General features: G+C 36.7%; 15 protein-coding genes and 1 pseudogene. 8 read left to right on the forward strand and 8 right to left on the reverse strand.

Going from position 1 to position 24238, the window contains the following annotated elements:
* Window positions 1-56: 56 nt before the first annotated feature.
* Together QSG86_RS05280 and QSG86_RS05285 are read right to left on the reverse strand one after the other, a co-directional pair.
* Window positions 57-821: a hypothetical protein gene (locus QSG86_RS05280; protein WP_317030535.1), complete on the reverse strand. Its 765-nt coding sequence runs from the start codon at window positions 819-821 to the stop codon at window positions 57-59.
* Window positions 822-1199: 378 nt separating this feature from the next.
* Window positions 1200-4691: a PAS domain-containing hybrid sensor histidine kinase/response regulator gene (locus QSG86_RS05285; RefSeq protein WP_317030536.1), complete on the reverse strand. Its 3492-nt coding sequence runs from the start codon at window positions 4689-4691 to the stop codon at window positions 1200-1202.
* A gap of 187 nt (window positions 4692-4878) precedes the next feature.
* On the opposite strand from QSG86_RS05285, the gene QSG86_RS05290 reads away from it, so the two are divergent.
* From QSG86_RS05290 to QSG86_RS05300, 3 genes are all read left to right on the forward strand, one after another.
* Window positions 4879-5211, forward strand: a complete 333-nt coding sequence (locus tag QSG86_RS05290) for a DUF485 domain-containing protein (protein WP_317030537.1) — start codon at window positions 4879-4881, stop codon at window positions 5209-5211.
* Window position 5212: 1 nt separating this feature from the next.
* Complete coding sequence (locus QSG86_RS05295; RefSeq protein WP_317030538.1) at window positions 5213-6922, forward strand: cation acetate symporter; 1710 nt, start codon at window positions 5213-5215, stop codon at window positions 6920-6922.
* Between the two features lie 589 nt (window positions 6923-7511).
* Window positions 7512-9485, forward strand: coding sequence for a choline BCCT transporter BetT (locus tag QSG86_RS05300; RefSeq protein WP_317030539.1), 1974 nt, complete (start codon window positions 7512-7514; stop codon window positions 9483-9485).
* 51 nt (window positions 9486-9536) lie between these two features.
* Here QSG86_RS05300 and omp33-36 read toward each other — a convergent pair whose 3' ends face one another.
* Window positions 9537-10418 carry a porin Omp33-36 gene (gene omp33-36 / locus QSG86_RS05305; protein ID WP_317030540.1) on the reverse strand — a complete coding sequence of 294 codons (882 nt, stop codon included), beginning with the start codon at window positions 10416-10418 and terminating at the stop codon, window positions 9537-9539.
* Window positions 10419-11871: 1453 nt separating this feature from the next.
* Between omp33-36 and QSG86_RS05310 the strand changes: the two genes are divergently transcribed.
* On the forward strand, window positions 11872-13587 hold the full coding sequence (locus QSG86_RS05310; protein ID WP_317030541.1) for a diguanylate cyclase: 1716 nt from the start codon (window positions 11872-11874) through the stop codon (window positions 13585-13587).
* Between the two features lie 224 nt (window positions 13588-13811).
* Here QSG86_RS05310 and uvrA read toward each other — a convergent pair whose 3' ends face one another.
* On the reverse strand, window positions 13812-16646 hold the full coding sequence (gene uvrA, locus QSG86_RS05315) for an excinuclease ABC subunit UvrA (protein ID WP_317030542.1): 2835 nt from the start codon (window positions 16644-16646) through the stop codon (window positions 13812-13814).
* Between the two features lie 163 nt (window positions 16647-16809).
* The gene (locus tag QSG86_RS05320) at window positions 16810-17193 is read right to left on the reverse strand and encodes a hypothetical protein (RefSeq protein ID WP_317030543.1); all 384 of its coding nucleotides are present in this window, start codon (window positions 17191-17193) and stop codon (window positions 16810-16812) included.
* A 392-nt stretch (window positions 17194-17585) separates the two neighbouring features.
* Between QSG86_RS05320 and QSG86_RS05325 the strand changes: the two genes are divergently transcribed.
* A complete protein-coding gene (locus tag QSG86_RS05325; protein ID WP_317030544.1) occupies window positions 17586-17924 on the forward strand; it encodes a GlpM family protein in 339 nt (112 codons plus the stop codon).
* Between the two features lie 95 nt (window positions 17925-18019).
* On the opposite strand, the gene tenA is transcribed toward QSG86_RS05325, so the two are convergent.
* Entirely contained in the window at window positions 18020-18691 is a 672-nt protein-coding gene (gene tenA / locus QSG86_RS05330) for a thiaminase II (protein WP_317030545.1), read from the reverse strand.
* A gap of 518 nt (window positions 18692-19209) precedes the next feature.
* Here tenA and QSG86_RS05335 point away from each other — a divergent pair.
* From QSG86_RS05335 to ssb, 3 genes are all read left to right on the forward strand, one after another.
* Entirely contained in the window at window positions 19210-20301 is a 1092-nt protein-coding gene (locus QSG86_RS05335; protein WP_317030546.1) for a DUF475 domain-containing protein, read from the forward strand.
* 385 nt (window positions 20302-20686) lie between these two features.
* Window positions 20687-22051 carry an MFS transporter gene (locus QSG86_RS05340; RefSeq protein WP_317030547.1) on the forward strand — a complete coding sequence of 455 codons (1365 nt, stop codon included), beginning with the start codon at window positions 20687-20689 and terminating at the stop codon, window positions 22049-22051.
* 51 nt (window positions 22052-22102) lie between these two features.
* Entirely contained in the window at window positions 22103-22669 is a 567-nt protein-coding gene (gene ssb, locus QSG86_RS05345; protein ID WP_317030548.1) for a single-stranded DNA-binding protein, read from the forward strand.
* Window positions 22670-22791: 122 nt separating this feature from the next.
* Here ssb and QSG86_RS05350 read toward each other — a convergent pair whose 3' ends face one another.
* Both QSG86_RS05350 and QSG86_RS05355 read right to left on the reverse strand, forming a co-directional pair.
* Window positions 22792-22953 (reverse strand): hypothetical protein, encoded by a 162-nt coding sequence (locus tag QSG86_RS05350; protein ID WP_317030549.1) that lies wholly within the window; start codon window positions 22951-22953, stop codon window positions 22792-22794.
* A 329-nt stretch (window positions 22954-23282) separates the two neighbouring features.
* Window positions 23283-24034: pseudogene (locus QSG86_RS05355) on the reverse strand (IS5 family transposase).
* Window positions 24035-24238: the final 204 nt, after the last annotated feature.

Raw genomic sequence — 24238 nt, forward strand, 5'->3', positions numbered from 1 at the left:
GACCTCCATTGCATCATGTGATCAACATGTGGCGAATCGAATCAACGATAAATTTTTTAGGCAATACAGTCTTGTTGAGGCGTTAAATCTGTGCAATATAAGGGATTTAAGGCACAGCATAACTCATCCATTTGATCATCGGTAACATAACCTAACTGTTTTAAATAGTGGGCGACTTGAGCATCTCTTAAAGCTAAAAATGCGGCATCATATACGCCTAAATCAACAAATAATGCTGCTGTTTCTAGACAGTTAAAGCGATCAAGATAAATTTCATGATCATAAAATAGAAAAATATGATCATACTCTGCTTGTGGATTGACACCGAGTCGATGTGCCAAGGGTAGCGGTGAGGTTTTAATAAACAATAAGTCTGATAACTCATCAAATTGTGTGGTATCTAAATACGTTTCATTATTTTTCACTTGACCAAGCCATGCTTTAAAGACCAGTACAGCTCCACCACGTAACAACATACTCCAGATTTGATGACGAGTATTTTGATCTAGATCTGCTATCTCAATTTCTAAAGCTTGAATCAGACGATCTTCCTGTTCTGCCAGTTTTTCAAATAATCCTAAGCCTTGTGGCTTATATGCATGTGGTGTAAAAACATCAAATTTAAGTTCATCAAAAACTTGTAATGCCAATGGAACTGCACATTGATATAGCGTATTTAAAGCACGTAGATGAGTGGTGGAAAGCTGGTTATGAATAAATAACTTTTGCCAGTCTATGTCCGGTAACAATGCATTGGCGCCATATTGGCAATGAAACTGTTGATGATGATTATATGGTGTGAATGGTTCTGAAATATTCATTTGTAACTCCTTGATCGTGAGGATGACCAGTATTGATCAGAAACAGTGAGTTATAGCTCAGTAAATTGATCTTTTCTTATGCATTTATGAGCTGCTTTATGCTAAATCTATATACGACTAAAGTTTAATCAAATAAAAATCCATAATAATAATTATTTAAAATCAGTAGTTTATTTTTTTGTAAATAAGTGTACACCTGTTCACTGGCTATTTTGTTATTTCTTGCCACTGCAAATGTCTAGATTTGTTTTTGAACATGGTTTTATGCTTAATTTTGAGAATGGCTGTTATTTTTTTGGTCAATTTTTAGATAAAAACAATGGATGAGTCAGATACAAAAAACCTCTAAATCGATTGATTTAGAGGCGGATAGAAATTTTAAGATTGGCTGATTTTTAGACCAGATAACCAAGAGCGTAACGAGGCCGGTTTTAATGGTTTTCTGAGTAAAATGACATTAAGATCTTTTAAACGCTGTGGTAATTCTGGATCTGAATCTGCTGTAATTAATGCAACAGGAACATTGATTTGTCGATGTTCTAAAATAAAATCCAGTCCACGTTTATCCTCATTTAAATGTTGATCAACCAACCAAACCTGAATATTTTCCTGTTGAATAATCGCTTGTGCTTGTTCAGGTTCGGTGGCTTTAAAGACTTGATAGCCCCATTTGGTCAATAATGTCGACATGCCTTCAAGAATGGTTTCATCATTATCTAAGCATAAAATTTTATAGGCTTTAGACTTTAATGGTATGGCTTGAACGGGTGCTGCAACAATTTTGGGTGCTGTTACAGTCGGAACCTCAATCATAAAGCATGAGCCTTTGCCATATTCAGAATAAACATGGACAGGATAGTCCAAAAGACTGGTCATTCTTTGTACAATAGCCAAACCTAAGCCAAGTCCTTGTTCACCCCATGGAGAGGCATGCCCACAACGTTCAAACTCTTGAAACAGCTTGATACGTTGCTCTTCTAAAATTCCTGGACCAGTATCCCATACCCCAATACGAATATGATTTGGACGTTCTGCTGTACGTAAAATTCCAACGACAACACGTCCTTTTGCCGTATAGCGTAGTGCATTGCTGACAAAGTTTTGAATAATACGACGAATCCATTGTGGATCGGTATCAATCCAGAATTGCGCATCATGGACACTAAATTGAATACCGCGTTGAGCGGCAATCGATTTAAATTGTAGTTCTAAATCACTCAGTAAGTCATGTAAAGGATAGGATTGACGTTTAGGCTGTATGGTTCCACCTTCCAAACGGGCAATATCAAGCAAGGCTGAAAGCATACTTTCTGCACCATGTAAGGCACGATCTAGCTGTTGTAAGGTAATGCGATCTTCATCAGATTGCACACTTTGTTCTAATGCAGTACTGAATAATCGTGCTGCATGCATAGGCTGGAGTAGATCATGACTGGCGGCTGCAATAAAGCGACTTTTTGACATGTTGGCTTTATCTGCCTGCTCGCGGGCCAATTGTTGTTCAGATAAGGCATTTGCCAATTGTTGTGTTCGATCACGGACACGTGCTTCCAAAATGGCTTCATTTTCTCTAAATGCAGTAATATCGGCAAAGGTGGTGACAAAGCCACCGCCTTCAATTGGATTACCACGCATTTGAATTACTCGTCCATCTTTACGAATACGTTCAAATTCGTGTGCACTACCCACCGTCATCCAGTGAATACGTTTACGGACATGTTCTTCAATTGAACCCGGCCCACATTCACCTCGTTCAGCGTTATAACGAATAAGATCCGCAATTGGACAGCCCACATAAACGATATCTTTGGGGTAGTCGAATAATTTTAGATATTGGTTATTCCATGCGACTAAACACATATTCTCATCAACCACACTCACACCTTGTGTCATGTGATCAATCATGGTCATAATTAAGTTTTGGTTAAAGCGTTGCCATTGTGAGGCTTGGTCAAGAATATTAGCGACTTGACCGAGTGCTAATCCATTATTCACCATGGCTGTGGTTAATAATGTTCGTGCTGATGCTGCACCAATGGTCCCGGCTAAATGTTGTTCAGTAAAACGCCACCACATACCATTGGCGCTGCTATTTTCATTAAGAATGACATTATTTTGCGCACAAAATTGTTGAAATGCTTTAATGGCAGCTTCTTCACCAGTAATCCTTTTAGCCAATGTCATTAAATCTCCCACTTTAAGGCGGGAAACATCATGATGTAAGTAGTTGACTTCATAGGTTGTGGTTTGTGATGGTAAAGGCTTTGTTTCGTAATAAAAAAAGCTTTCGGCTTGAATTTGTTCAGCAATACTCGGCCTAAAAATTTTAGATACCCAAATAAATAAAATCGTATTAAGACCTAAAGACCAAATCACACCATGGGTGAGGGGAGCCAATGAACCAAATCCAAACAGTGCTTCAGGTCTGAGCCAGTTTAAACCCAGAGGCCCATGATTTAAGAATGAATAGGCAAAGTCATACCACTCACTGGAAAGGCTTTTTAAAATGGTAGGCAATAATAGAGTATATGCCCACATGATAAAACCAACAATTAAACCAATATAGACACCTTGTTTACTTCCTCCACGCCAGTATAGGCCACCAATTAATGCAGGCGAAAATTGTGCAACAGCACTAAAAGCCAATAAGCCAAATACAGAAAGCTGATCAATATCATTAAAAAAATGGAAGAATAAAAAACCCAGTGACATGACCCCCAGAATACAGACACGACGGGTAAACTTTAACACCAGTGGTAAACGCTTATCATGCCGTGAAAATACATTAAATTTCCATAATGCAGGCATAATTAGATCATTACTTAGCATAATCGACAGTGCAACAGATGATACTAAAAGCATTCCTGTAGAAGCAGAGAAGCCGCCTAAGAAGGCTAAGAGCGTTAACCAATCTTGATGATAACTTAAAGGAAGTGATAGCACAGCGACGTCTGGAATAGCCAGATAATGAGGCGCAGCATGTAGTGCCCAACTGGCAATCGGTACAATGGCGATGGTGGTTAAAATTAAATACACCGCAAACCATCTTCTGGCACCGCGAATATGTTTTTCATCACGTAGTTCGACGACTGCGACATGAAACTGTCGCGGTAAACAAATGATGGCGAGTGCAGCCAATAATGTTTGTACCCAAAATGTCTCAGGAACACCATACAGTTGTACATTCTGAAATGTGTTGGAGATATCTTGGCTAATCAGTGCAATATTTTCAGGACGATCAAAAATAAAAAAGCATGCAACACAAAGTAGTGCAAAAAGTTTAACAAAAGACTCAAAGGCTACAGCCAACATTAAACCGCCATGTTGTTCTGTATTGGCAATTTGTCGTGTACCAAAAATCATGGCGAGAATGGCTAAAATGGCGGTTAAAAATAATACGCTATTGGCTGTGCCTTGTATGCCTGCTGTTGGTTCAAGAATAACGGTTGCACTTAATGCAATAGCACGAAGTTGTAAAGCCAAATAAGGAATAATGGCAATGACAGCGAGAATGGTGACTAAAGATGCCAGCATGCCACTTTTACCGTAACGTGCAGCAATAAAATCAGCAATTGAGGAAATGGCATGATGTTGACGTACTTGACCTAGTCGTCGCCAGATATCGTAGCCAAAAGCAACAAATAATAAAGGCCCTAAATAAATCGGTAAAAAAATAATCCCTTCACGAACTGCTGCACCTGTTGCACCATAAAATGTCCAAGATGAACAATAAACCCCCAATGTTAGACTAAAGAGAAACATCCGTCCGCGAGTACTTAAACGACTCGCGTGTTTTTCTCCAAAGAAAGCACAGACAAAGAGGAGCGCAATATAAAGTGCCAGTACGCCGATAATTAGCCAACTATTCATAAACCCATAACATCATCATTTCAGGCTATATCATACTCTATTCGGTCCTGATGCAGTCTAAATTGATAATTTTCCAACGACCAAAGTCTAAATTACAAGCGGTAGTGAAGCTTGTTACTTTTGTGCATGAAAATTCGAATTAAAAATGCTATGTACTCAAGGGTGGGTACTCAACAGGAGTTGAATTATGGATGAAGCACAAGTAGATCGTATTCTGCAAAATCCAAAGTTTAAAGAAATGGTACGTCAAAAAAGTATTTTGACTTGGACATTGACAATTATTATGTTAGTGATTTATGTCGGTTTTATGCTTTTAGTTGGGTATAACAAAGAGTTTCTATTAAGCTCAATTTCAGGTGGCGTAACCACTTGGGGTATTCCTTTAGGACTCGGTATTATTGTTTTATCATTTGTGTTGTGTGGGGTTTATTCATATATCGCAAATAATAAATTAGATCAACTCAATACTGATGCAATTCGTGAAGTTGAAGCAATTACCCATGAGAAAGGACAACGTTAAGATGAAATGGAATTCACTTAAAACATTGGTTGCATCAACTGCAATCATGTCAGGCATGGCATTTGCTGGTCCAGATTTAGGTGCTGCTGAACAGCAAGCAACCAACTGGTCTGCAATTATTATGTTCCTGATTTTCGTTGGGGCGACCTTATTTATTACTAAATGGGCTGCAAAACAAACAACCAGTACACAAGACTTTTATACTGCTGGTGGTGGGATATCTGGATTTCAAAATGGTTTAGCGATTGCTGGTGACTATATGTCAGCAGCCTCTTTCCTCGGTATTTCGGCACTGGTCTTTATGTCTGGTTTTGATGGCTTACTGTACTCACTTGGTTTTATGGTTGGTTGGCCAATTGTTTTGTTTTTGGTTGCAGAACGCTTACGTAACTTAGGTAAATATAACCTTTCAGACGTAGTGTCTTTCCGTTTATCAGAAAAACCGGTACGAACTTTGGCTGCTTTTAGTTCACTGGTGGTTGTGGCGTTTTATTTGATTGCACAAATGGTCGGTGCAGGTCAGCTGATCAAATTATTGTTTGGTTTAAACTATAATATCGCCGTGATTGTTGTTGGTTTACTGATGATGGCATATGTTATTTTTGGTGGTATGCTGGCAACAACATGGGTACAGATTATTAAAGCAGTCATGCTGCTTGCTGGTGCAACTTTTATGGCATTTATGGTCATGAAAGGTGTCGGTTTTAGTTTTACCAACATGTTTGAACAATCTATTCAAGTATTCGCAAAAGTACATGATGTGAGTTTAACTGATGCTGCCAAAATTATGGGGCCAGGAAGTCTTGCAGCTAATCCACTGGATGCTATTTCACTTGGTTTGGCATTGATGTTTGGTACAGCAGGCTTGCCACATATTTTAATGCGTTTCTTTACTGTAAAGGATGCGAAAGAGGCACGTAAATCTGTTGTCGTGGCAACTGGTTTTATTGGTTATTTTTACCTGCTAACCTTCATTATTGGTTTTGGTGCAATTCTATATGTATCGAATAATCCTCAGTTCTTAGATGTTGCTAAAATGGCAGTAACAGGCAAATTAGAGCTGGTGGGTGGTAATAACATGGCCGCAATTCACTTGTCTGATGCAGTGGGTGGCGATTTGTTCATGGGCTTTATTTCAGCAGTTGCATTTGCGACGATTCTTGCGGTGGTTGCTGGTTTAACGCTTTCAGGTGCATCAGCAATTTCTCATGACTTATACGCAAACGTATTTAAGAAAGGGCAAACAACACCACAGTCTGAACTACGCATGTCTAAAATTGCAACTTTAGGTTTAGCTATTTTTGCCATGATCTTAGGTATTCTGTTCGAGAAACAAAACGTTGCATTCATGGTTGGATTGGCATTCTCGGTTGCTGCATGTGCAAACTTCCCGGTATTGGTACTATCAATGTACTGGAAAGGTTTAACGACACGTGGTGCGGTCATTGGTGGTGTGGTTGGTCTTGTGACTGCAGTGGTCTTAATTGTACTTTCTAAAGCAGTTTGGGTAGATACATTAGGAATTTCAGAACAGGCGGTTAATCCATTTAATGGCCCTGCAATTTTTGCAATGCCTTTATCCTTTATCTGCTGTTGGTTATTCTCTGTGACTGATCAATCTGCACAAGCACAAGCTGAACGTAAAGCATTTGATGCACAGTTTGTTCGCTCACAAACAGGAATTGGTATCTCTGGTGCTTCTGATCACTAAACTTAAATCTTAAGTCATTCGTCTCAATGATGATGCCAGTCAGCTTAGCTTGACTGGCATCATTTTTTTATATCAATAAACTTATAGCAACATCATGCTGATGAGCTAAAAACAGAGCATGATCATGGTGTTGATGATGATTTGGCTAATGTAAAATAGCATCATCATGCTTAGTTACCATAAAATAACAATCATACAACATCTTTATTGTTAAAACTTGTTTATAATCTATTTATTAATGTTAAGTTATTCTTAATATTTCTTTTCACATTTTGTGCGTTAATCATCGCTGTGAAGCACTGCTGATCAGATCATTGATGTTTGCATTCATTTCTACGTTTAAGACATGATCTATCGTTGAATAAGAAAATAATCGACTGAAATTAATTTCTTGTTTTGCGATATTCGTAAATAGCACGCTGTCTTACAGAGATATGGTCCGAGATCTTTTACGGTGTTTTACAGCTTAAAGATCTCACTATGGCATATGTTCTATTTTTTATTATTGGTTAATTTGGCCAAGAATGTCACTCATTAATTTGATTCCAGTTGCTTCTAGCATTTTATATAAAAACTGAATGGGGGAATTATGCCTTCCAATAAAAAAACGTGGTATTCCAATGTGAATCCAAATGTTTTTTTGAGTACTGTTGCTTTTATTGTTTTATTTTTAGTCGTGGTACTATTAGCACCCAATACATTTGAATTAATTACTCAGCAATTAAATGCATGGGTGATCGATTCTTTTAGTTGGTTCTATGTGCTGTCTGTGGCTATTTTCTTAATTTTGCTCATTTATATCGCTTTATCCGATATGGGAAAAATTAAACTGGGCCCAGATCATAGTCAGCCTAACTATAGTAATGCCTCATGGTTTGCGATGCTATTTACCGCAGGTATGGGAATTGGCCTGATGTTCTTTGGTGTTGCTGAACCAATTATGCATTATATTGCACCACCCACCGGTGAAGCTGCCACTGTACATGCTGCTCAAGAAGCCATGCGTGTAACATTCTTTCATTGGGGCTTACATGCTTGGGGGATTTATGCACTTGTTGGACTTTCTTTGGCATATTTTGCTTATCGACACCGTTTACCATTAAAAATCCGTTCTTCATTGTATCCACTGATTGGCGATAAAATTTATGGTCCTATTGGGGATGGTATTGATACCTTTGCTACGATCGGTACAATTTTTGGTATTGCAACAACTTTAGGCTTTGGTGTGACACAGATTAACTCTGGTTTGCACTATTTATTTGGTATTGAAAATTCATCTACCGTACAGCTGATATTGATTGTATTGGTAACTGCGATGGCATCATTGTCAGTATTTCTAGGTTTGGATAAAGGTGTTAAACGCTTATCAGAAATTAATTTAATTTTGGCAGTGTTACTGCTATGTTTTGTCTTTTTTGCTAGTTCGACCATTTATTTATTACAAACAACGATCCAGAATGCTGGTCAGTATATATCCAGTCTTTTTCATATGACTTTTAATTTATATGCTTATCAACCTAATGGTTGGATTGGTGGTTGGACCATTATGTATTGGGCTTGGTGGATTTCTTGGTCACCATTTGTAGGTATGTTTATTGCACGAGTTTCTCAAGGTCGAACCATTCGTGAATTTATTGTGGGTGTATTATTGATCCCCACAGGATTTACGCTGATTTGGATGGGCTTTATGGGAAATGCCGCATTGCATAGCGTATTAAATGAAGCCAATAGTGCATTAGTTGCTGCCGTTCAACGTGATAGTTCAGTGGCTTTATTTGAGTTTCTACATGCATTGCCTTTTTCAGGCATTATGAGTTTTGTTGCGACTATTTTGGTGATTTTATTCTTTGTTACTTCGGCAGATTCTGGGGCTTTGGTCATTGATTATTTGACTGCAAAATCTGAAGCCTCACCGACATGGCAAAAACTATTTTGGACCACATTAGTTGCTGCATTGGCGATTATTCTGCTGTTAGCTGGTGGTTTACAAGCATTACAGTCAGCAACCATCCTGAGTGCTTTACCTTTTACCGTGATTATGTTGCTGATGAGTTGGGGGCTATTAAAAGCATTACGCTTAGATGTAATGAAGGTACACGCATTACAATTGGCGCGTATTACCCCAAGAGCAATTCAGAATCCAAGGAGTTGGCAACAACGTTTAGGACTGATTATGCATTATCCACATACGCTTGATGAGACCAATACGTTTATTGATATTTATGTTAAACAGGCATTTGAAAAAATTAGTCAAGAGTTTTCAAAACGTCATTTAGATGTAGAAATTTTACGGGTTGAAAATGGTTTAAAACTTCGTGTTGATCATTTGGATGAAATTAATTTTGTTTATCAGGTGATTTCAACTGCAACCATTCCACCAAGTTTTATGCCTGATCAAGATGTTGAGCAACAGACTTATTATCAAGCAGAAGTATTTTTAAAGGAAGGTGGGCAGAATTATGATGTCATTGAATGGACTGTTGAAGATTTATTGCAGGATATTATTGACCAATATGAACGCCATTTACACTTTTTAAGCTTAGTCAGAACACCTGAGAATTAAAATCAAGAAGGACGCTAAAAGCGTCCTTCTTGATGATCGTTATGACTAAAATTAGAAACGATATTGTGCGTTTAAGCCAACAGATTGAATATCTGGATTACGACCTAATGCATTTGTGCTGCTATATTGTGCTGCAACAGATAATGCTGGAGTGATGAAATAGTTTACATCAGCAGTCCACATTTGATCATAGCTTTTTGCACTACTATTTGAGTAAGAACCACCAATACTTAACGCAGGAGTGAGGTAAAGGTCAGATTTAAATGTATAGGCTGTATTTTCACCACGTACTAAACCTGCTTCAAAACCTACAGCCATATTGGTGCCATCGATACCACCGACATATTTAGCACGTGCAGTCGCGACATCTTTTTTATTGCCAATAGTGGCACGGTCAAAAGCAGCCTTTACAGCACCATTTTGAAGAATATCAAATGTATCGTAAGTAGATCGTGCTTGGTCTGCAACACGGGTATAGCCAGCAGCAATTAAGAAGTTTGGTATTACAACAGTACCTACTTCAACAGAGTAGATATCACCATTGTTATCACGTACACCGTTTTTATTGTCACGGTTGGTATGATTGTATGCTGCACTTGCATATACAGGAACAACTGGTGTTGCAAGATAAGCTTCACCTTTTACACCAAAAGATTGTGAAGTATATTGTGTATTACCGCCTACTTGTGAAAATTTACCGAAGTTATAAGCTACAGCAACATTAGATGCTTGATTTAAAAAAGCAGCTTCAGCTAAAGGTCCTTTTTTACTGTCAACATTATTAAAGTAATAAGTTCCTTGAGCAGCACCAGTAAATTTATTATGAGCACCATCAATTTCTAAATGCTCTGATTGGCCTTGTACTTCAAATTGATAAGCTTGAGCACCGGTCATGGCTAATAGTAATGCTGTCGCTAAACCGAGTTTTTTCATAATAAATACCATTGTGTTAACGTATAAGATATCTTGGTTATGCTATTGTAACAAAATATAATACTAATGTCTTAAGTGGTTGATTTAAGAAGTTTTTCGGACTGAATATATCGATGTTGATGAAATTGGGCTATAAATAAAAAACGATAAATATCAATATCATATAATATTTTAATGACAATATTGTGAAATTTTTCTTCATAGTGAATGGGCTGTCAAATACATATTTTATTCATTATTTTAAGCTTGTTTATAATTTAACTAATTGAAAAGAATAACAAATATTTTTTAAAATCAAAATTGATTTAAATATAATCATTTTTTGTTTGTTTTTTGTATTAAAATTGATAGTTTGTATTCTAATGAGTCATTTATCCTTTAATTTTGTAATGAAACACTCAAAATAGTCAAAAATTTTACGGTTAACCTATCTTGAATACACATCGAATAATACTTAACAACATCGATAAAAATAGATGCCTAACATCACATTTTTAGTTATATATAAATTTATAATTCATTAAAAAACATCGATTGATTTTACAACATTATAAGCCAAGCATACTGACATTAATTACATGCAATTGAGTACCGTAACTCACTCATCATCATATTATTTAATAGATACCGATGATGTTGAAATCACGATCTTATTTTCTTAACGCCTATTTATATTGACAATCAAAACCTAAAAGTATGGGTTTATTTCGTGATTAAAAGCTTTACATATTATGTTATTTATTACATAATTTATAAAACCAACTATTACAGTTGGTTTTAAGGTTTTTTTTAAAGATGTAATTTATTACATCTTTTATCAGCCCAACTTCCCCAAGGTTGGGCTTTTTTTTATCTTATTTTTAATGCACCTTTTTAGTGCTTTTTTTATTAAATTTATATTTTAAAAGATAAAAAAAATCCTGATTTCGTTAAAAATCAGGATTTTTTCGCCAAAACTTGTAGGTAATTGATAAAATCTGCTGAGAATTTTATTTTATTGCCCTAATAGGGGGCATTATGCACCTAAATGTGGCAGATGTAAATAGGGCAGTTTTATATTTTATTATATAATTTTATGCTGGCCTGATTTAAAATCTTGGTTTAGCTCAATCACAGCAAAGACGTTTTAATATGATGAAATAGTGACAATTTTAATAATGATTAGATAACTAAAGCGATTTTTTATCATTAAAATAATGAGTTAAGTGAAATATTTAAGCGAATTTTTTTAATCGTATCTCGATTTATTCACAAAAATATAAATTAGTTAAAATCTTTTTAATGCCATCATAAATTGAATGACGGGATAGATATCAAGGGTACGATCGATGACTCTCATCTGGATCTAAAGTCATTATTTAAATTTTATATATTTGATAATAAAAGAAAAAATACTAAAAAGTGCTAAGGGTGACTTGATGAAACAAGACGGTTTTTGGGGTATGGATTGTTTATGAAACATCATTTACCTTCCGAAGCGATTCAGCAACGGCTTTTGCTTGCAATGCTGATTTTGCTAGTCTCATTATTATTGATTGCTATACCTTTTGTGATCCATAGTTACCAAGTTTATCAACAATCAAAAAAAGCACTATCTGAGATGTCCTTGTTGCATGATATGACCAGTCTTGCCAATAAAATTGCGAAAGAACGTGCACCGTCTAATCAAGTTATGTCTAGTAGCGTAGAACAATTGCCAAGACATTTAAATGCATTATATCGTTATAGAACTGAGGTCGATGTACAAATAAAGCAAACTATCGTCTGTCTAAAGCAACGCGGTTTTCCTAAGCTGGCAAATCAGTTACAACATCATTTACAACAAAGATTATCGATCGCTCGGCAGGCTGTTGATCATTATATTGAGTTACCCGCAGAACAGCGTAATGCACAAAAATTGGATCAAGCCATTCAAAAAATGTTTCTAGCATCGGACTGTTTACGTCCAATTTTACAAACACTAATCACACAAGATACACAACAAAAATCTGGTTTTTCACAGGATTATATCGTGATTGTTTTATTGTCCGATTTAAGGGATCAAGCCGGTAGAATGGCATCAAATATACTTGCTGCAGTGACTTTTCAAGAAAAAATACCCGAAATTAATATTGTACGAGCCTTACAAACACAATATCAGTCTTATTCGTTATGGGAGTTAATTCATCGCTTACAACCAGAACAATTACAAACAGCACAATATTTATTGTTATATCAAAAAGTAAAGGGGGAGTTGATTGATAATGCCATTCCAATCGTGTCACATTTGATTGCACAAAGTCATCAACATCAACCTTTTTCCTTGAGTGGGGTTGATTTAACCCAAGTGTTACTTGATAAATTTTCGACGGTTGTACAGTTACAAACATATTTAATTGATCAGTCAATGCCCTTATTACAACAACAATATACGGCAGCATTACATCATTTTATTGCATCGGTCATTATTTCTATGATTGCATTTATGGCTGCTTTTATGACGTTATTTTATAGCCATACACGAATTTTTAAACCTTTAATTGAAATACGGCAAATGTTATTAAGTTTGCTTACATCTGCGCATGTTGATACAGCATCATCTCCAGCGAATATTTCATTATTTGAGACCATACAAAAAATACAGCATCATTTACAACAGCGTGATGCTTTACAAAGACAATTACAATATATCGCACATACAGATGCACTCACCGGTATCGCCAATCGTTTAGCTTTGGCCGATTATATTGCTGTTTTAGAACATGATCCGATCCAATTATGTCATACAGGTTTATTGATCGTTGATATTGATGATTTAAAAACGATTAATGATTGTGCAGGCCATATGATTGGTGATCAAATGATTCAATATGTGGCGACTCAATTAAAAACCTATTTAACTCAATCTGATAGAGTTATTCGTTATGGTGGTGATGAGTTTGTTGTGATTTTAACGACAACAACTTTAGCGGATATGACCTTAATGGCTGAAAAAATTCGACAGGAAATAGCCCAGAAAAAACTGACCATTACTGCGACTCAACAGCTTATTACCCTATCCGTGAGTATTGGGATTGCACTAGGTGCAGCGACTTGGCATGAGTTATTTAATCGCGCTGATCAGTCATTATTAAAGGCTAAAGCAACTGGGAAAAATAAAATTTTAGTATCACAGACGATTGTGCATTGATAACCCGCTAAAATGGTGTGATGAATATTGTATTGATCATCATCCAACAGTCTTGGTAATGGTAAAATGCAAGGATTGAGTGAAAATTGATGCATGATGTTGCGTTTATTTTAGTGTGATCTGTCAGCTGAATCAAAATGATCATGGATCAAGATTAAAGCATTTATAAGGGATGATATGGCAATATTCACCACCGTGAAGGTGGTGAATATTGCCTTAAATGTTTAATGATTTAATAAAGGTTTTAAAAATCTCGCTGTATGTGACACAGTCGATTGAACAATCTCTTCAGGCGTTCCTTCAGCAATAATTTGTCCGCCACCTGCACCACCTTCAGGACCAAGATCAATAATCCAGTCAGCTGTTTTAATGACATCTAGATTATGCTCAATCACCACAATAGTATTCCCTTTATTGCGTAGTTCATGCAGGATATCGAGTAGTTTGGCAATATCATGAAAATGCAATCCAGTCGTTGGTTCATCCAGTATATACAGAGTTTTACCAGTATCACGTTTGGCAAGCTCACGTGCGAGTTTTACACGCTGTGCTTCACCACCGGACAGTGTGGTGGCTGATTGTCCTAGACGAATATAACCTAAACCGACTTGATGCAAGGTTTCTAAACGACGATGAATGACAGGAATCGCTTCAAAAAAATGCATGGCATCTTCTACCGTCATTTCTAATACATCGGAAATATTACGGCCTTTATAATTGACTTCCAATGTTTCACGATTATAACGTTTACCATGACAAGCATCACAAGGGACATACATATCAGGTAGAAAATGCATCGCAACTTTAATCATGCCATCACCCTCACAGGCTTCGCAGCGGCCGCCTTTGACATTAAAAGAAAAGCGCCCTGCAGCATATCCTCGGCCTTTGGCTTCTGGTGTTTGGGCAAATAATTCACGAATAGGGGTAAATAATCCCGTATATGTGGCTGGATTAGAGCGTGGTGTACGACCAATTGGGCTTTGATCAATATCGACCACTTTATCTAGAAATTGTAATCCATCAATCGAATCAAATTTTTCTGCATTCAGTGTTGTTGCACCATTTAATTGTGTTGCCGCTAATGGTAATAGGGTTCGATTAATTAAAGTGGATTTTCCTGATCCAGAAACACCTGTGATACACGTCATGATTCCTAATGGAATGATTAAATCGACATGTTTTAAATTGTGGCCAGCAGCACCTAATAATTTAATTTTTTCATCGATTTTGGGTGGTTGGACACGCGTTTTTGGAACTGAAATTTTTAATTGGCCAGATAAGTATTGACCCGTCAATGAGTTGGGATTTGCTGCAATTTCTGCATATGTTCCTTCAGCAATGACATGACCACCATGAATCCCAGCACCAGGACCAATATCAATAATATGATCTGCGGCACGAATGGCATCTTCATCATGTTCTACCACCAATACCGTATTGCCGAGGTCACGTAGACGAACCAAGGTTTCTAATAAACGGTCATTATCACGTTGATGTAAACCAATCGATGGTTCATCAAGAACATACATTACCCCCATTAAACCTGCCCCAATTTGTGAAGCCAAGCGAATACGTTGCGCCTCACCACCAGATAAAGTTTCAGCAGATCGAGAAAGACTTAAATAATTGAGTCCGACCGAGACGAGAAAATGTAACCGTTCACGAATTTCTTTAAAAATTTTGTCTGCGATTTCACCTTTAGCACCATCCAGTTGTAATGCTTGATAATAATGCTCAGCATCACCGATTGACATTTGAGTAATCTGTGCAATGGTTTTATCTAATATTTTGACATGGCGTGAAATTTCATTGAGACGTGAACCACCACATGCATCACATGCGGCATTAGACAAATATTGTGCTAAATCATCACGTACATAATTACTTTCTGTTTCACGATAACGGCGTTCTAAATGCGGTAGAATGCCTTCAAAGCTTTGTAATCGTTGATGATGGCGACCACGCTCATCAATATAACTTAAATCAATTTTTTCTTTACCTGTGCCATATAAAAATTTCTTTTGTGTATGGCTATCGAGTTGCTGCCATGGCGTATCTAAAGCAAAACCAAAATGCTCAGCAACTTTTTCCAGCATGCTATAGTAGTAAGGGCGCTGACGATCCCAACCACGAATCGCCCCTTGGCTAATCGAAAGATCTCGATTTGGAATTAACTTATCTGCACTAAAATGACTACGTGTACCTAAACCATCACATACTGGACAGGCACCGAATGGATTATTAAAAGAAAATAAGCGTGGTTCGAGTTCTGCAACAGCACGATCACATTCAGGGCAAGAATGTTTTGCGGAAAAAACACGATCAGGCGATTCTTGATTCATCCAAGAAAGAATTGCAATATCAGCTCCCAAGCGCAGCGCGGTTTCAAAAGACTCTGCAATACGATTACCTAAATCATCACGAACTTTAAAGCGATCAACGACAACTTCAATATGATGTTTTTTCTTTTTGTCTAATTCGGGAATAGGATCAATCTCCATAATTTCCCCATCGACACGTGCACGGACAAAACCTTGGCTTTGTAACTGTTCAAATAGTGCGGTGTATTCTCCTTTTCGATCACGGACTACAGGTGCAAGCAGCATCAGTGCTGTCCCTTCAGGAAGTGCTTTAACGGCATCTACCATTTCGGTTACCGTTTGCGCCACCATAGGCAAATCATGCTCAGGACAATAGGGGGTACCGACCCGTGCATAAAGCAAACGTAAATAGTCGTAAATTTCAGTAATAGTACCGACCGTTGAACGAGGGTTATGGCTGGTTGATTTTTGTTCAATGGCAATTGCAGGACTTAGGCCTTCAATCGCATCAACTTCTGGCTTTTCCATTTGTGACAAAAACTGCCGTGCATAGGCTGAAAGCGATTCAACATAACGGCGTTGTCCTTCAGCATATAAGGTATCGAAGGCAAGGGAAGATTTCCCTGAACCTGAAAGTCCCGTGATCACCACAAACTTGTCGCGTGGAATATCGAGTGACACATTCTTTAAGTTATGGGTACGTGCACCTCGAATACGGATATGACTTTGGCTCATAAAGACTTCTCGAACAGAATACGTGGAAAGGTCTATATGATAGCGCATGAAAATTGTTCAAGTACAAACTAAAACAATTAAAACGTCAAATTATGACGTATTTATACCATAACAGCACAGTTCAATACTGTGCTTAAATCATATGAATATTAAGTTGAATCATTTAAGCAATATGGCATAGGCCTGCATAGGGCCGTTCAAAAATCGAATCGATTGCTTCAAAACATTGTTGCCGTGGTTGTTGAGTTTGCCCAAAGGAGTAATGAATAACAAGACGTTCTAATTCAGAAAGCAATTGATCATACTGTAGAGCAAAATCATGCAGATCAAGAAAATCAAAGTTCAGTGTAGGATTGCAATTATAACGTTCAATAAAGTTAAGTAATAATTGTTGAATTTTACGATTGGTAAAATAAAGTAAATAGGTTGCCGCAGAACCACAATGTAAGCAACCTTGATTTAAATAAATTTCTTCTTGTTCAAACCAGCATTTTCTGAGTGTAATTATGGCACGAATGGCTTCAGTCCCTTGGGTTTCATATGGCATGGGATGGTACTCCAATTTCTGTAGAATTTAATGATAATTATTCTCAATTGAGGTTATTTTAAGACTTTAGTTATAAAATGCAAGATGAATTCTATGTATGATGTATTTAATTTTGATCACATGGCGTGTAATAGATGATCTTTTGGCGATGAAGATGTCAAACTAGATTTAAGTCACTCTGTATGGTGATGATATTATGGATCATTATTGGATGAAATTGGTTTTTAATCACAGTAATTATTCAGATATCGTAGTGATTAAAATAATGTACTTGTAGTGTATTTTATCTGGATAGATATCATCATCAGATAACAAGTTGAGTGGATGGATGATCAGACTTAATCATGCACTTTAAGTGTTGAATCAAGAATTTTTTGAAAATTGAGTGTGCAGTGTTAGCGTTGTTTTTTAAGTGTATGCTGGGTGCAATTGCAGTTTTGATGATTGCAATTTTATCTAAGAGCAAATTATTTTATATTGCAGGTTTAATCCCGCTTTTCCCAACATTTGCTTTAATTGCACATATTATTGTAGCTCAGCAACAGGGTGCTGAAGCATTACGTCAGACGGCATTATTTGGTCTTTGGTCGTTAATCCCTTATTTTATCTATTTGCTGGCAGTCTATATACTGGCCATTAAAATGCCACTCTGGTCTTGTCTGATGATTGCAACACTGTGTTGGATCATGGCTGCAATCCTGTTAATTTACTTTTGGAATAAGTGGTATTGATTCATTTTGATTGCAACCATATCAACTATAATTTGAGTATAAACATCTATTAACATGGCGATTGAGCACAATATTAATAGATGCTGAGTATGATTTTAAGGGGTTAAACCGTGCCACTGTTGTTGATGGTAGGCACTGTCCCAAAATAACCATTCCAACTGTGCACCACGTGTATAAGCCTGATGCATCTTTTCCAGTGTATCTGCATCACAACGTGCTGCGATACGATCTATGGTGGCAATCACTTGAGCAACTGCAGTATGGAAGTCTTCACCAGAATAAGTATCAATCCAAGCCTGATAAGGATTATTATCGACAGCATGCTGAACAATTGCTTTACCAACCTCAGCATAAATCCAGAAACAAGGTAGTAATGCAGCTAAAACAACTGGATAGCTTTCAGACCATGCGGTTGCTGTTAAAAAACTGGTATAATGATGACATGCTAAAGTAAGTGGTGTTTGTTCAAACTGTACTTTTGAAATTGCAAAATCTTGCATAAAATCACGATGTAAGCTGCGTTCAACCACAATGGCAATTTTTGCTGCTTCGGTAAATTGAATCACATCATCAGCATCAAATGCCTTGGCTGCACATATGGCTAAAGCACGACCATATGCCAATAAATAATGTGCATCTTGAATGACATAATGACAAAATGCAGTTGGATCTAAAGTGCCTGAACTTAGCTCTTGATTAAAAGGGTGATGGAGTATTTTTTGGTATAAATCAATATTTTTATGCCAAACATCTTGAGAAAAATGCATTGCAGGTCCGTGATCATTTATTTAAAAGTATGATGAAGACTATCATAGATCAACTGTAAAATATTGAGTCTATCGATTAGGATTGCTATTCGAGTGATTGCGATAGAAAAAATGATATCGAGATTTGGGATGACTTGCTTAAAAGCGTCATCATTACTGCTTAAACTTCAAGAATATGCTTTTGACTGTACTGGGTTTAAATAGCTGTGATGCTATGGATTAAAAGGGTGACTGATCTCTTTTTGTTTTAGCATAAGTGACTCAATGATTTACAATCCCGAGCTATGAATGCTATGGCGCAATCATCAGAAATGATCTAAAGATCATGTAGATCTTGCAATAAAAGTATGGCGATATCAAAACTGTTAAAATATCGATCATCGGTATTTAAACCGTGCCAAGAGCATAGTTGTTACGAAACAATGTTTTTTCATGGAATCAGCATCTAGTTATAAATCCCTTTGTTTTGGTGAGGGGAAGATGTTCAATTCTATCTGTATATTTATGTAGGTCATGTTATGTTGAAACATTTTGGTTTCTCAATCATTTTTACAATTGTCTGCTTAGCCATTTCTGCCTATTGGGGATTGACGCATGGTCCCAATGCTGGATTGCAAGCGATGTTTTCAGCATTGACAATTACCGCAATCTTGGCAGTTTTAGAAGTCTCTTTATCTTTTGATAATGCTGTAGTGAATGCATCAGTCCTAAGAGGTTGGGATCATTTTTGGAAAATGATTTTTTTAACTGTGGGTATTTTAATTGCTGTATTCGGGATGCGGTTAATTTTTCCGGTGGCGATTGTGGCGATTACTGCCGATATGGCGATGATGGAAGTGGTTGAATTAGCACTTAATCAGCCCACCGCATATGCGGCCAAATTGCTGGATCATCATGCAGAAATTGCGGCTTTTGGCGGTGCTTTTTTGTCATTGGTCTTTTTAAATTTCTTTTTAGATAGTGGTAAAGATACCCATTGGTTTAAATTTATTGAACGTCGTTTAGCCAATTTAGCCAATGTTCCTGCGATGTCAGTCTTTATCGCGTTAGTTGCATTATTAGTGATGGCAATGAATGTAGATGAAGCCAAACGTTTGGTGGTCACCCTAGCAGGTATTTGGGGGATTGTTATCTATATTGGTGTACAAGTATTAAGTCACCTTTTGGGCGGTGAGCCTGATGTTGATGAAAATGGCCAAGCCGTTGGACATGATGCAAATGGTGCCTCTACGGGAGTCATTAAAGCCGGTATTGGCGGATTTTTATATCTTGAAGTCTTAGATGCATCTTTTAGTTTTGATGGTGTAATTGGTGCATTTGCGATTACATCTGATGTCGTCATCATTATGCTGGGCTTGGCGATTGGTGCCATGTTTGTCCGTTCGATGACGATTTATTTGGTCGAAAAAGGCACACTAGATGCATATATTTATCTAGAACATGGTGCACACTATGCCATTGGTGCTTTGGCTATGATTATGTTTGTCAGTGGTACAGGGATACATGTACCCGAAGTGGTTACAGGATTAATCGGTATCGTCTTTATTGTTTGGGCAGTCATTGCATCTATTCAATACAAGAAAGTACAAAATACATCCTCTTCAATGTGATCTGCAGCATAGTGTTAATAGATGATATGCGTACTGCAAAAATCATACGCTACCATCATAATTTCTGTTTCAAAAGTTTACTCGTTGTTGTTTAATAAATCAGTTAAGGTATATGGCTGTATATGGCTAAGATAGCTTAATCGTATAGCGAATTTGGCGATAGATAAGGTTGTTGATATCGCCAATGGGGGATATTTATGAGGATCAGACAAGTATTTATAATCAATATAAAAAATCAATTCGCACGATCTATTCTACATAAATGTACGGGTGTATTTTTTACTTTTCATTGATGATAAAAATTGATTTGACCTGAAATAGATATTGGGAAAATGATTGAATATTCTATAATCTTCAAATGATATTAATGAGTTAGTAATCGTCTATGATGAATGCCTTAGAACGTCGCTCAACCTTTGCTTTAAGCAGTATTTTTGCTTTACGCATGTTGGGTTTGTTCATGATTATTCCTGTATTTTCAATTGCAGGACAGTCATATGAATATGCAACACCAGCTTTAATTGGTCTCGCTGTTGGTATTTATGGATTAACACAAGCCATACTGCAAATTCCTTTTAGTTTAATTGCAGATCGTTATAGTCGTAAGCCTTTGGTGGTGATTGGTTTATTATTATTTGCTTTAGGTGGTGCAATTGCTGCCATGTCTGAGACTATTTATGGCGTGATTATTGGTCGTGCTATTGCAGGTGGGGGAGCTGTTTCTGCGGTTGTGATGGCATTACTTGCCGATGTAACACGAGAAGAACAACGTAGTAAAGCCATGGCCATGATGGGTATGAGTATTGGACTTTCCTTTACCATTGCCTTTAGTTTGGGACCATGGTTAACCAGTTTGGTTGGAATCTCAGGTTTGTTCTGGGTGACCACTTGTATGGGTATTGTTGCCATTTTTATGTTAATGCTGGTCCCTAAAGTCACTCGACATCACCGTAATTTTCAACAGGGTTATTTAAGCCAGTTAAAGCATGTGCTTAAAATGGGTGATCTAAATCGTTTACATGTATCGGTTTTCTCCTTGCATTTATTATTAACGGCCATGTTTATTTATATTCCATTCCAGTTAATTGAATTTGCAGATATTCCTTTGGAAAAACATGGCTTAGTTTATCTTCCATTGTTGGTCATTAGCTTATTTTTTGCATTTCCAAGTATTATTTTTGCTGAAAAATATCGCAAAATGCGAGGAATATTCTTAACAGCGATTGCAGGGATTATTTTAGGTTTAGTGGTTCTTATTTTTGGTTATCAATCTAAATATATATTACTCATTGGGCTAGGATTATTTTTTGTCGCCTTTAATATTATGGAAGCATTACTGCCTTCTTGGTTATCTAAGTCCGCACCGATTCAATCTAAAGCAACAGCTATGGGGGTGAATGCCAGCAGTCAATTTCTAGGTGCATTCTTTGGCGGAATTGTGGGTGGACAATTGTTATTACTGCACAATACTGCATTGGGATGGGGTATTCTGGCAGCTGTTGCACTCATCTGGTTGATCATTAGTTTTGGATTGGCTCAGCCACGTTATTTGTCATCACTGGTATTAAGCTTACCTGATGGTAAAAAAACAGATGAATGGACTTCTCAGTTATTGGCCATTCATGGTATTGAAGAAGTGGTGGTGATGCATGAACAACAAGTTGCTTATGTAAAAATAGATAAACATCAAATAAATGAAGTTTCGCGACAACATTTAACGCACTTGTTAGGGAAAGAGGTAGCCATTTAAGCATAACTCTTATAAAGTAAAATATAGAAACAGATAGGAAGAATAGATCTAATGCGCGGTGTAAATAAAGTTATTTTGGTGGGAACTTTAGGTCGAGACCCTGAAACGAAAACTTTTCCAAACGGTGGGTCATTGACTCAATTTTCCATTGCAACTAGCGAGTCTTGGGTGGATAAAAACTCGGGTGAACGTAAAGAGCAAACAGAATGGCATCGTATTGTTTTACATAATCGTTTAGGTGAAATTGCACAGCAATATCTACGTAAAGGTTCTAAAGTCTATATTGAAGGTTCACTAAGAACTCGTCAGTGGACAGATCAAAATGGTCAGGAACGTTATACCACAGAAATTCGTGGTGAACAGATGCAAATGCTTGATAGTAACCGTCAACAAGGTGAGCAAGGTCAAGCGGGTTTTGAACAGCCACGTTTTAACAATAACCAAACGGGTTATGCAGCTAACAATACTCAGCAAACGGGTTATGCTAATCAAGGCAATTTTAATCAAAACCAAGCTGGTGGCGGTTATGCCAATAATAATGCCAATAGCTTTGCTGCAAAACCTCAAGCAGCACCATCGCCTGCACCAGTAGATTTAGATGATGATTTACCGTTTTAAAGTGTACTGATAATACTTTATTGATGTAATTGAAAAGGTTTACAGAATGATTGCTGTAAACCTTTTTTATGATGATCGGTAGGAAATAGATTGAATTTTACTAGCCGAGTTGAGTTAAAAATCTAAAAGTATTGAAGAAATTCGGCATGTGCTAAATATTGATCATCATTTTGCCATGCCACAAACCGAGGGCCACCCAAATCGTTGGGAATACTGTCTTGTGCATCAATACTCTGTACACAAATGATACTGCTGCATAGCAGTAATATAGCTTTCATTTTCACACGACAAATCCTTTGTCATTACACTATTTATAATAGTTAATATATTAACTATTATAAATCAAACAGTTATATTGATAATAATTATTTGAAAACAGATATATGTGATGGCAATTAATCAGGCCATAGTATTTTATTTTTTAATATATAATATTGATTATTAAGTATTTTTATTTTACTTGCTATTTGAATAACCTAGATATATCTTATATTTTTCTTTAATTTTATTAGAAATAATTTAATTTTTTTATGTGATTTTTTATCGTTATAAATTTAGTGTAATTGATAAACTTATAATATTTAAAATTTTGATAAATGACTAGGGTGTGTCCTCATTTAGATTTACACCAAATGAACATGCCGGCGATATAAATCATAGACTGATAATTACGTGCGAGTTTATCAAATCGAGTTGCTATCGCACGGAAGTGTTTTAATCTTGCAAAGGCATTCTCAACTAAATGCCTTAAGCGATATAAGTACTTATCAAAATCAGGATTGAATTTCTTACTATTTGATCTTAATGGAATAATAGGTATCATTTTTCGATTTCTAGCTGACTTCCTGATATGTTCAGAATCACATCCCTTGTCCGCGATTAGATAATCTGCTGTTTCAATTAGATCTATTAGGTGTTCTGCAACTTGGCTGTCATGGACATCACCCCCAGTGATTTTAAAATCAATCGGTCATCCATTCGCGTCGGTTGCAAGATGAATCTTTGTTGTGAGTCCTCCACGAGATTGTCCAATTGCACGCTCGAAGCCATGCCGAGCTCCACTTGCATGCTGATGCGCGCGTATGTAGCTTCCATCAATGAATACCCATTCTTGGTCCAAGCTGCCTCGTAGTTTGAAAAAAATTTATCCCATAAGCCTTTCATAGCCCAGCGATTAAAACGGTTATAAGCAGTTTTCCAAGGGCAAAACTCTTGAGGAATATCACGCCATGTCGCACCTGTGCGTAGTTTCCATAAAATAGCTTCCATAATATTTCTACTGTTCTTTGAGCTATAGCAACCATGAAATTTCATTGTTACTTGAATCTGTTGCCAAATATCATCTGTGAGAAGAGTACGTGCCATTGAAAAATATTGAAATGGAGATAAAGTAGAGCCTAATTCTAGGCGTTTAAATATTATTCTTCAAATGAGGACACGCCCTAGATAAAATGATTATATTTTTGATGGTTGTGAGTAAAAAAATAATCATCATACATTTTTTAATTAAATTGATAAAATCATCACAATAATAATTTTTTTCAATATTTATACATTTTATCGTGGTTT

This window comes from Acinetobacter sp. SAAs474 (assembly GCF_032823475.1).
Lineage (GTDB): Bacteria > Pseudomonadota > Gammaproteobacteria > Pseudomonadales > Moraxellaceae > Acinetobacter.

What these genes read in the sequence shown, in the direction of transcription:
- QSG86_RS05280 (WP_317030535.1), bottom strand. Translation starts at nt 821, where the DNA reads ATGAATATTTCAGAACCATTCACACCATATAATCATCATCAACAGTTT.
- uvrA (WP_317030542.1), bottom strand. Translation starts at nt 16,646, where the DNA reads ATGAGCCAAAGTCATATCCGTATTCGAGGTGCACGTACCCATAACTTA.
- QSG86_RS05290 (WP_317030537.1), top strand. Translation starts at nt 4,879, where the DNA reads ATGGATGAAGCACAAGTAGATCGTATTCTGCAAAATCCAAAGTTTAAA.
- QSG86_RS05335 (WP_317030546.1), top strand. Translation starts at nt 19,210, where the DNA reads ATGTTGAAACATTTTGGTTTCTCAATCATTTTTACAATTGTCTGCTTA.
- ssb (WP_317030548.1), top strand. Translation starts at nt 22,103, where the DNA reads ATGCGCGGTGTAAATAAAGTTATTTTGGTGGGAACTTTAGGTCGAGAC.
- tenA (WP_317030545.1), bottom strand. Translation starts at nt 18,691, where the DNA reads ATGCATTTTTCTCAAGATGTTTGGCATAAAAATATTGATTTATACCAA.
- QSG86_RS05340 (WP_317030547.1), top strand. Translation starts at nt 20,687, where the DNA reads ATGATGAATGCCTTAGAACGTCGCTCAACCTTTGCTTTAAGCAGTATT.
- QSG86_RS05285 (WP_317030536.1), bottom strand. Translation starts at nt 4,691, where the DNA reads ATGAATAGTTGGCTAATTATCGGCGTACTGGCACTTTATATTGCGCTC.
- omp33-36 (WP_317030540.1), bottom strand. Translation starts at nt 10,418, where the DNA reads ATGAAAAAACTCGGTTTAGCGACAGCATTACTATTAGCCATGACCGGT.
- QSG86_RS05310 (WP_317030541.1), top strand. Translation starts at nt 11,872, where the DNA reads ATGAAACATCATTTACCTTCCGAAGCGATTCAGCAACGGCTTTTGCTT.
- QSG86_RS05320 (WP_317030543.1), bottom strand. Translation starts at nt 17,193, where the DNA reads ATGCCATATGAAACCCAAGGGACTGAAGCCATTCGTGCCATAATTACA.
- QSG86_RS05295 (WP_317030538.1), top strand. Translation starts at nt 5,213, where the DNA reads ATGAAATGGAATTCACTTAAAACATTGGTTGCATCAACTGCAATCATG.
- QSG86_RS05300 (WP_317030539.1), top strand. Translation starts at nt 7,512, where the DNA reads ATGCCTTCCAATAAAAAAACGTGGTATTCCAATGTGAATCCAAATGTT.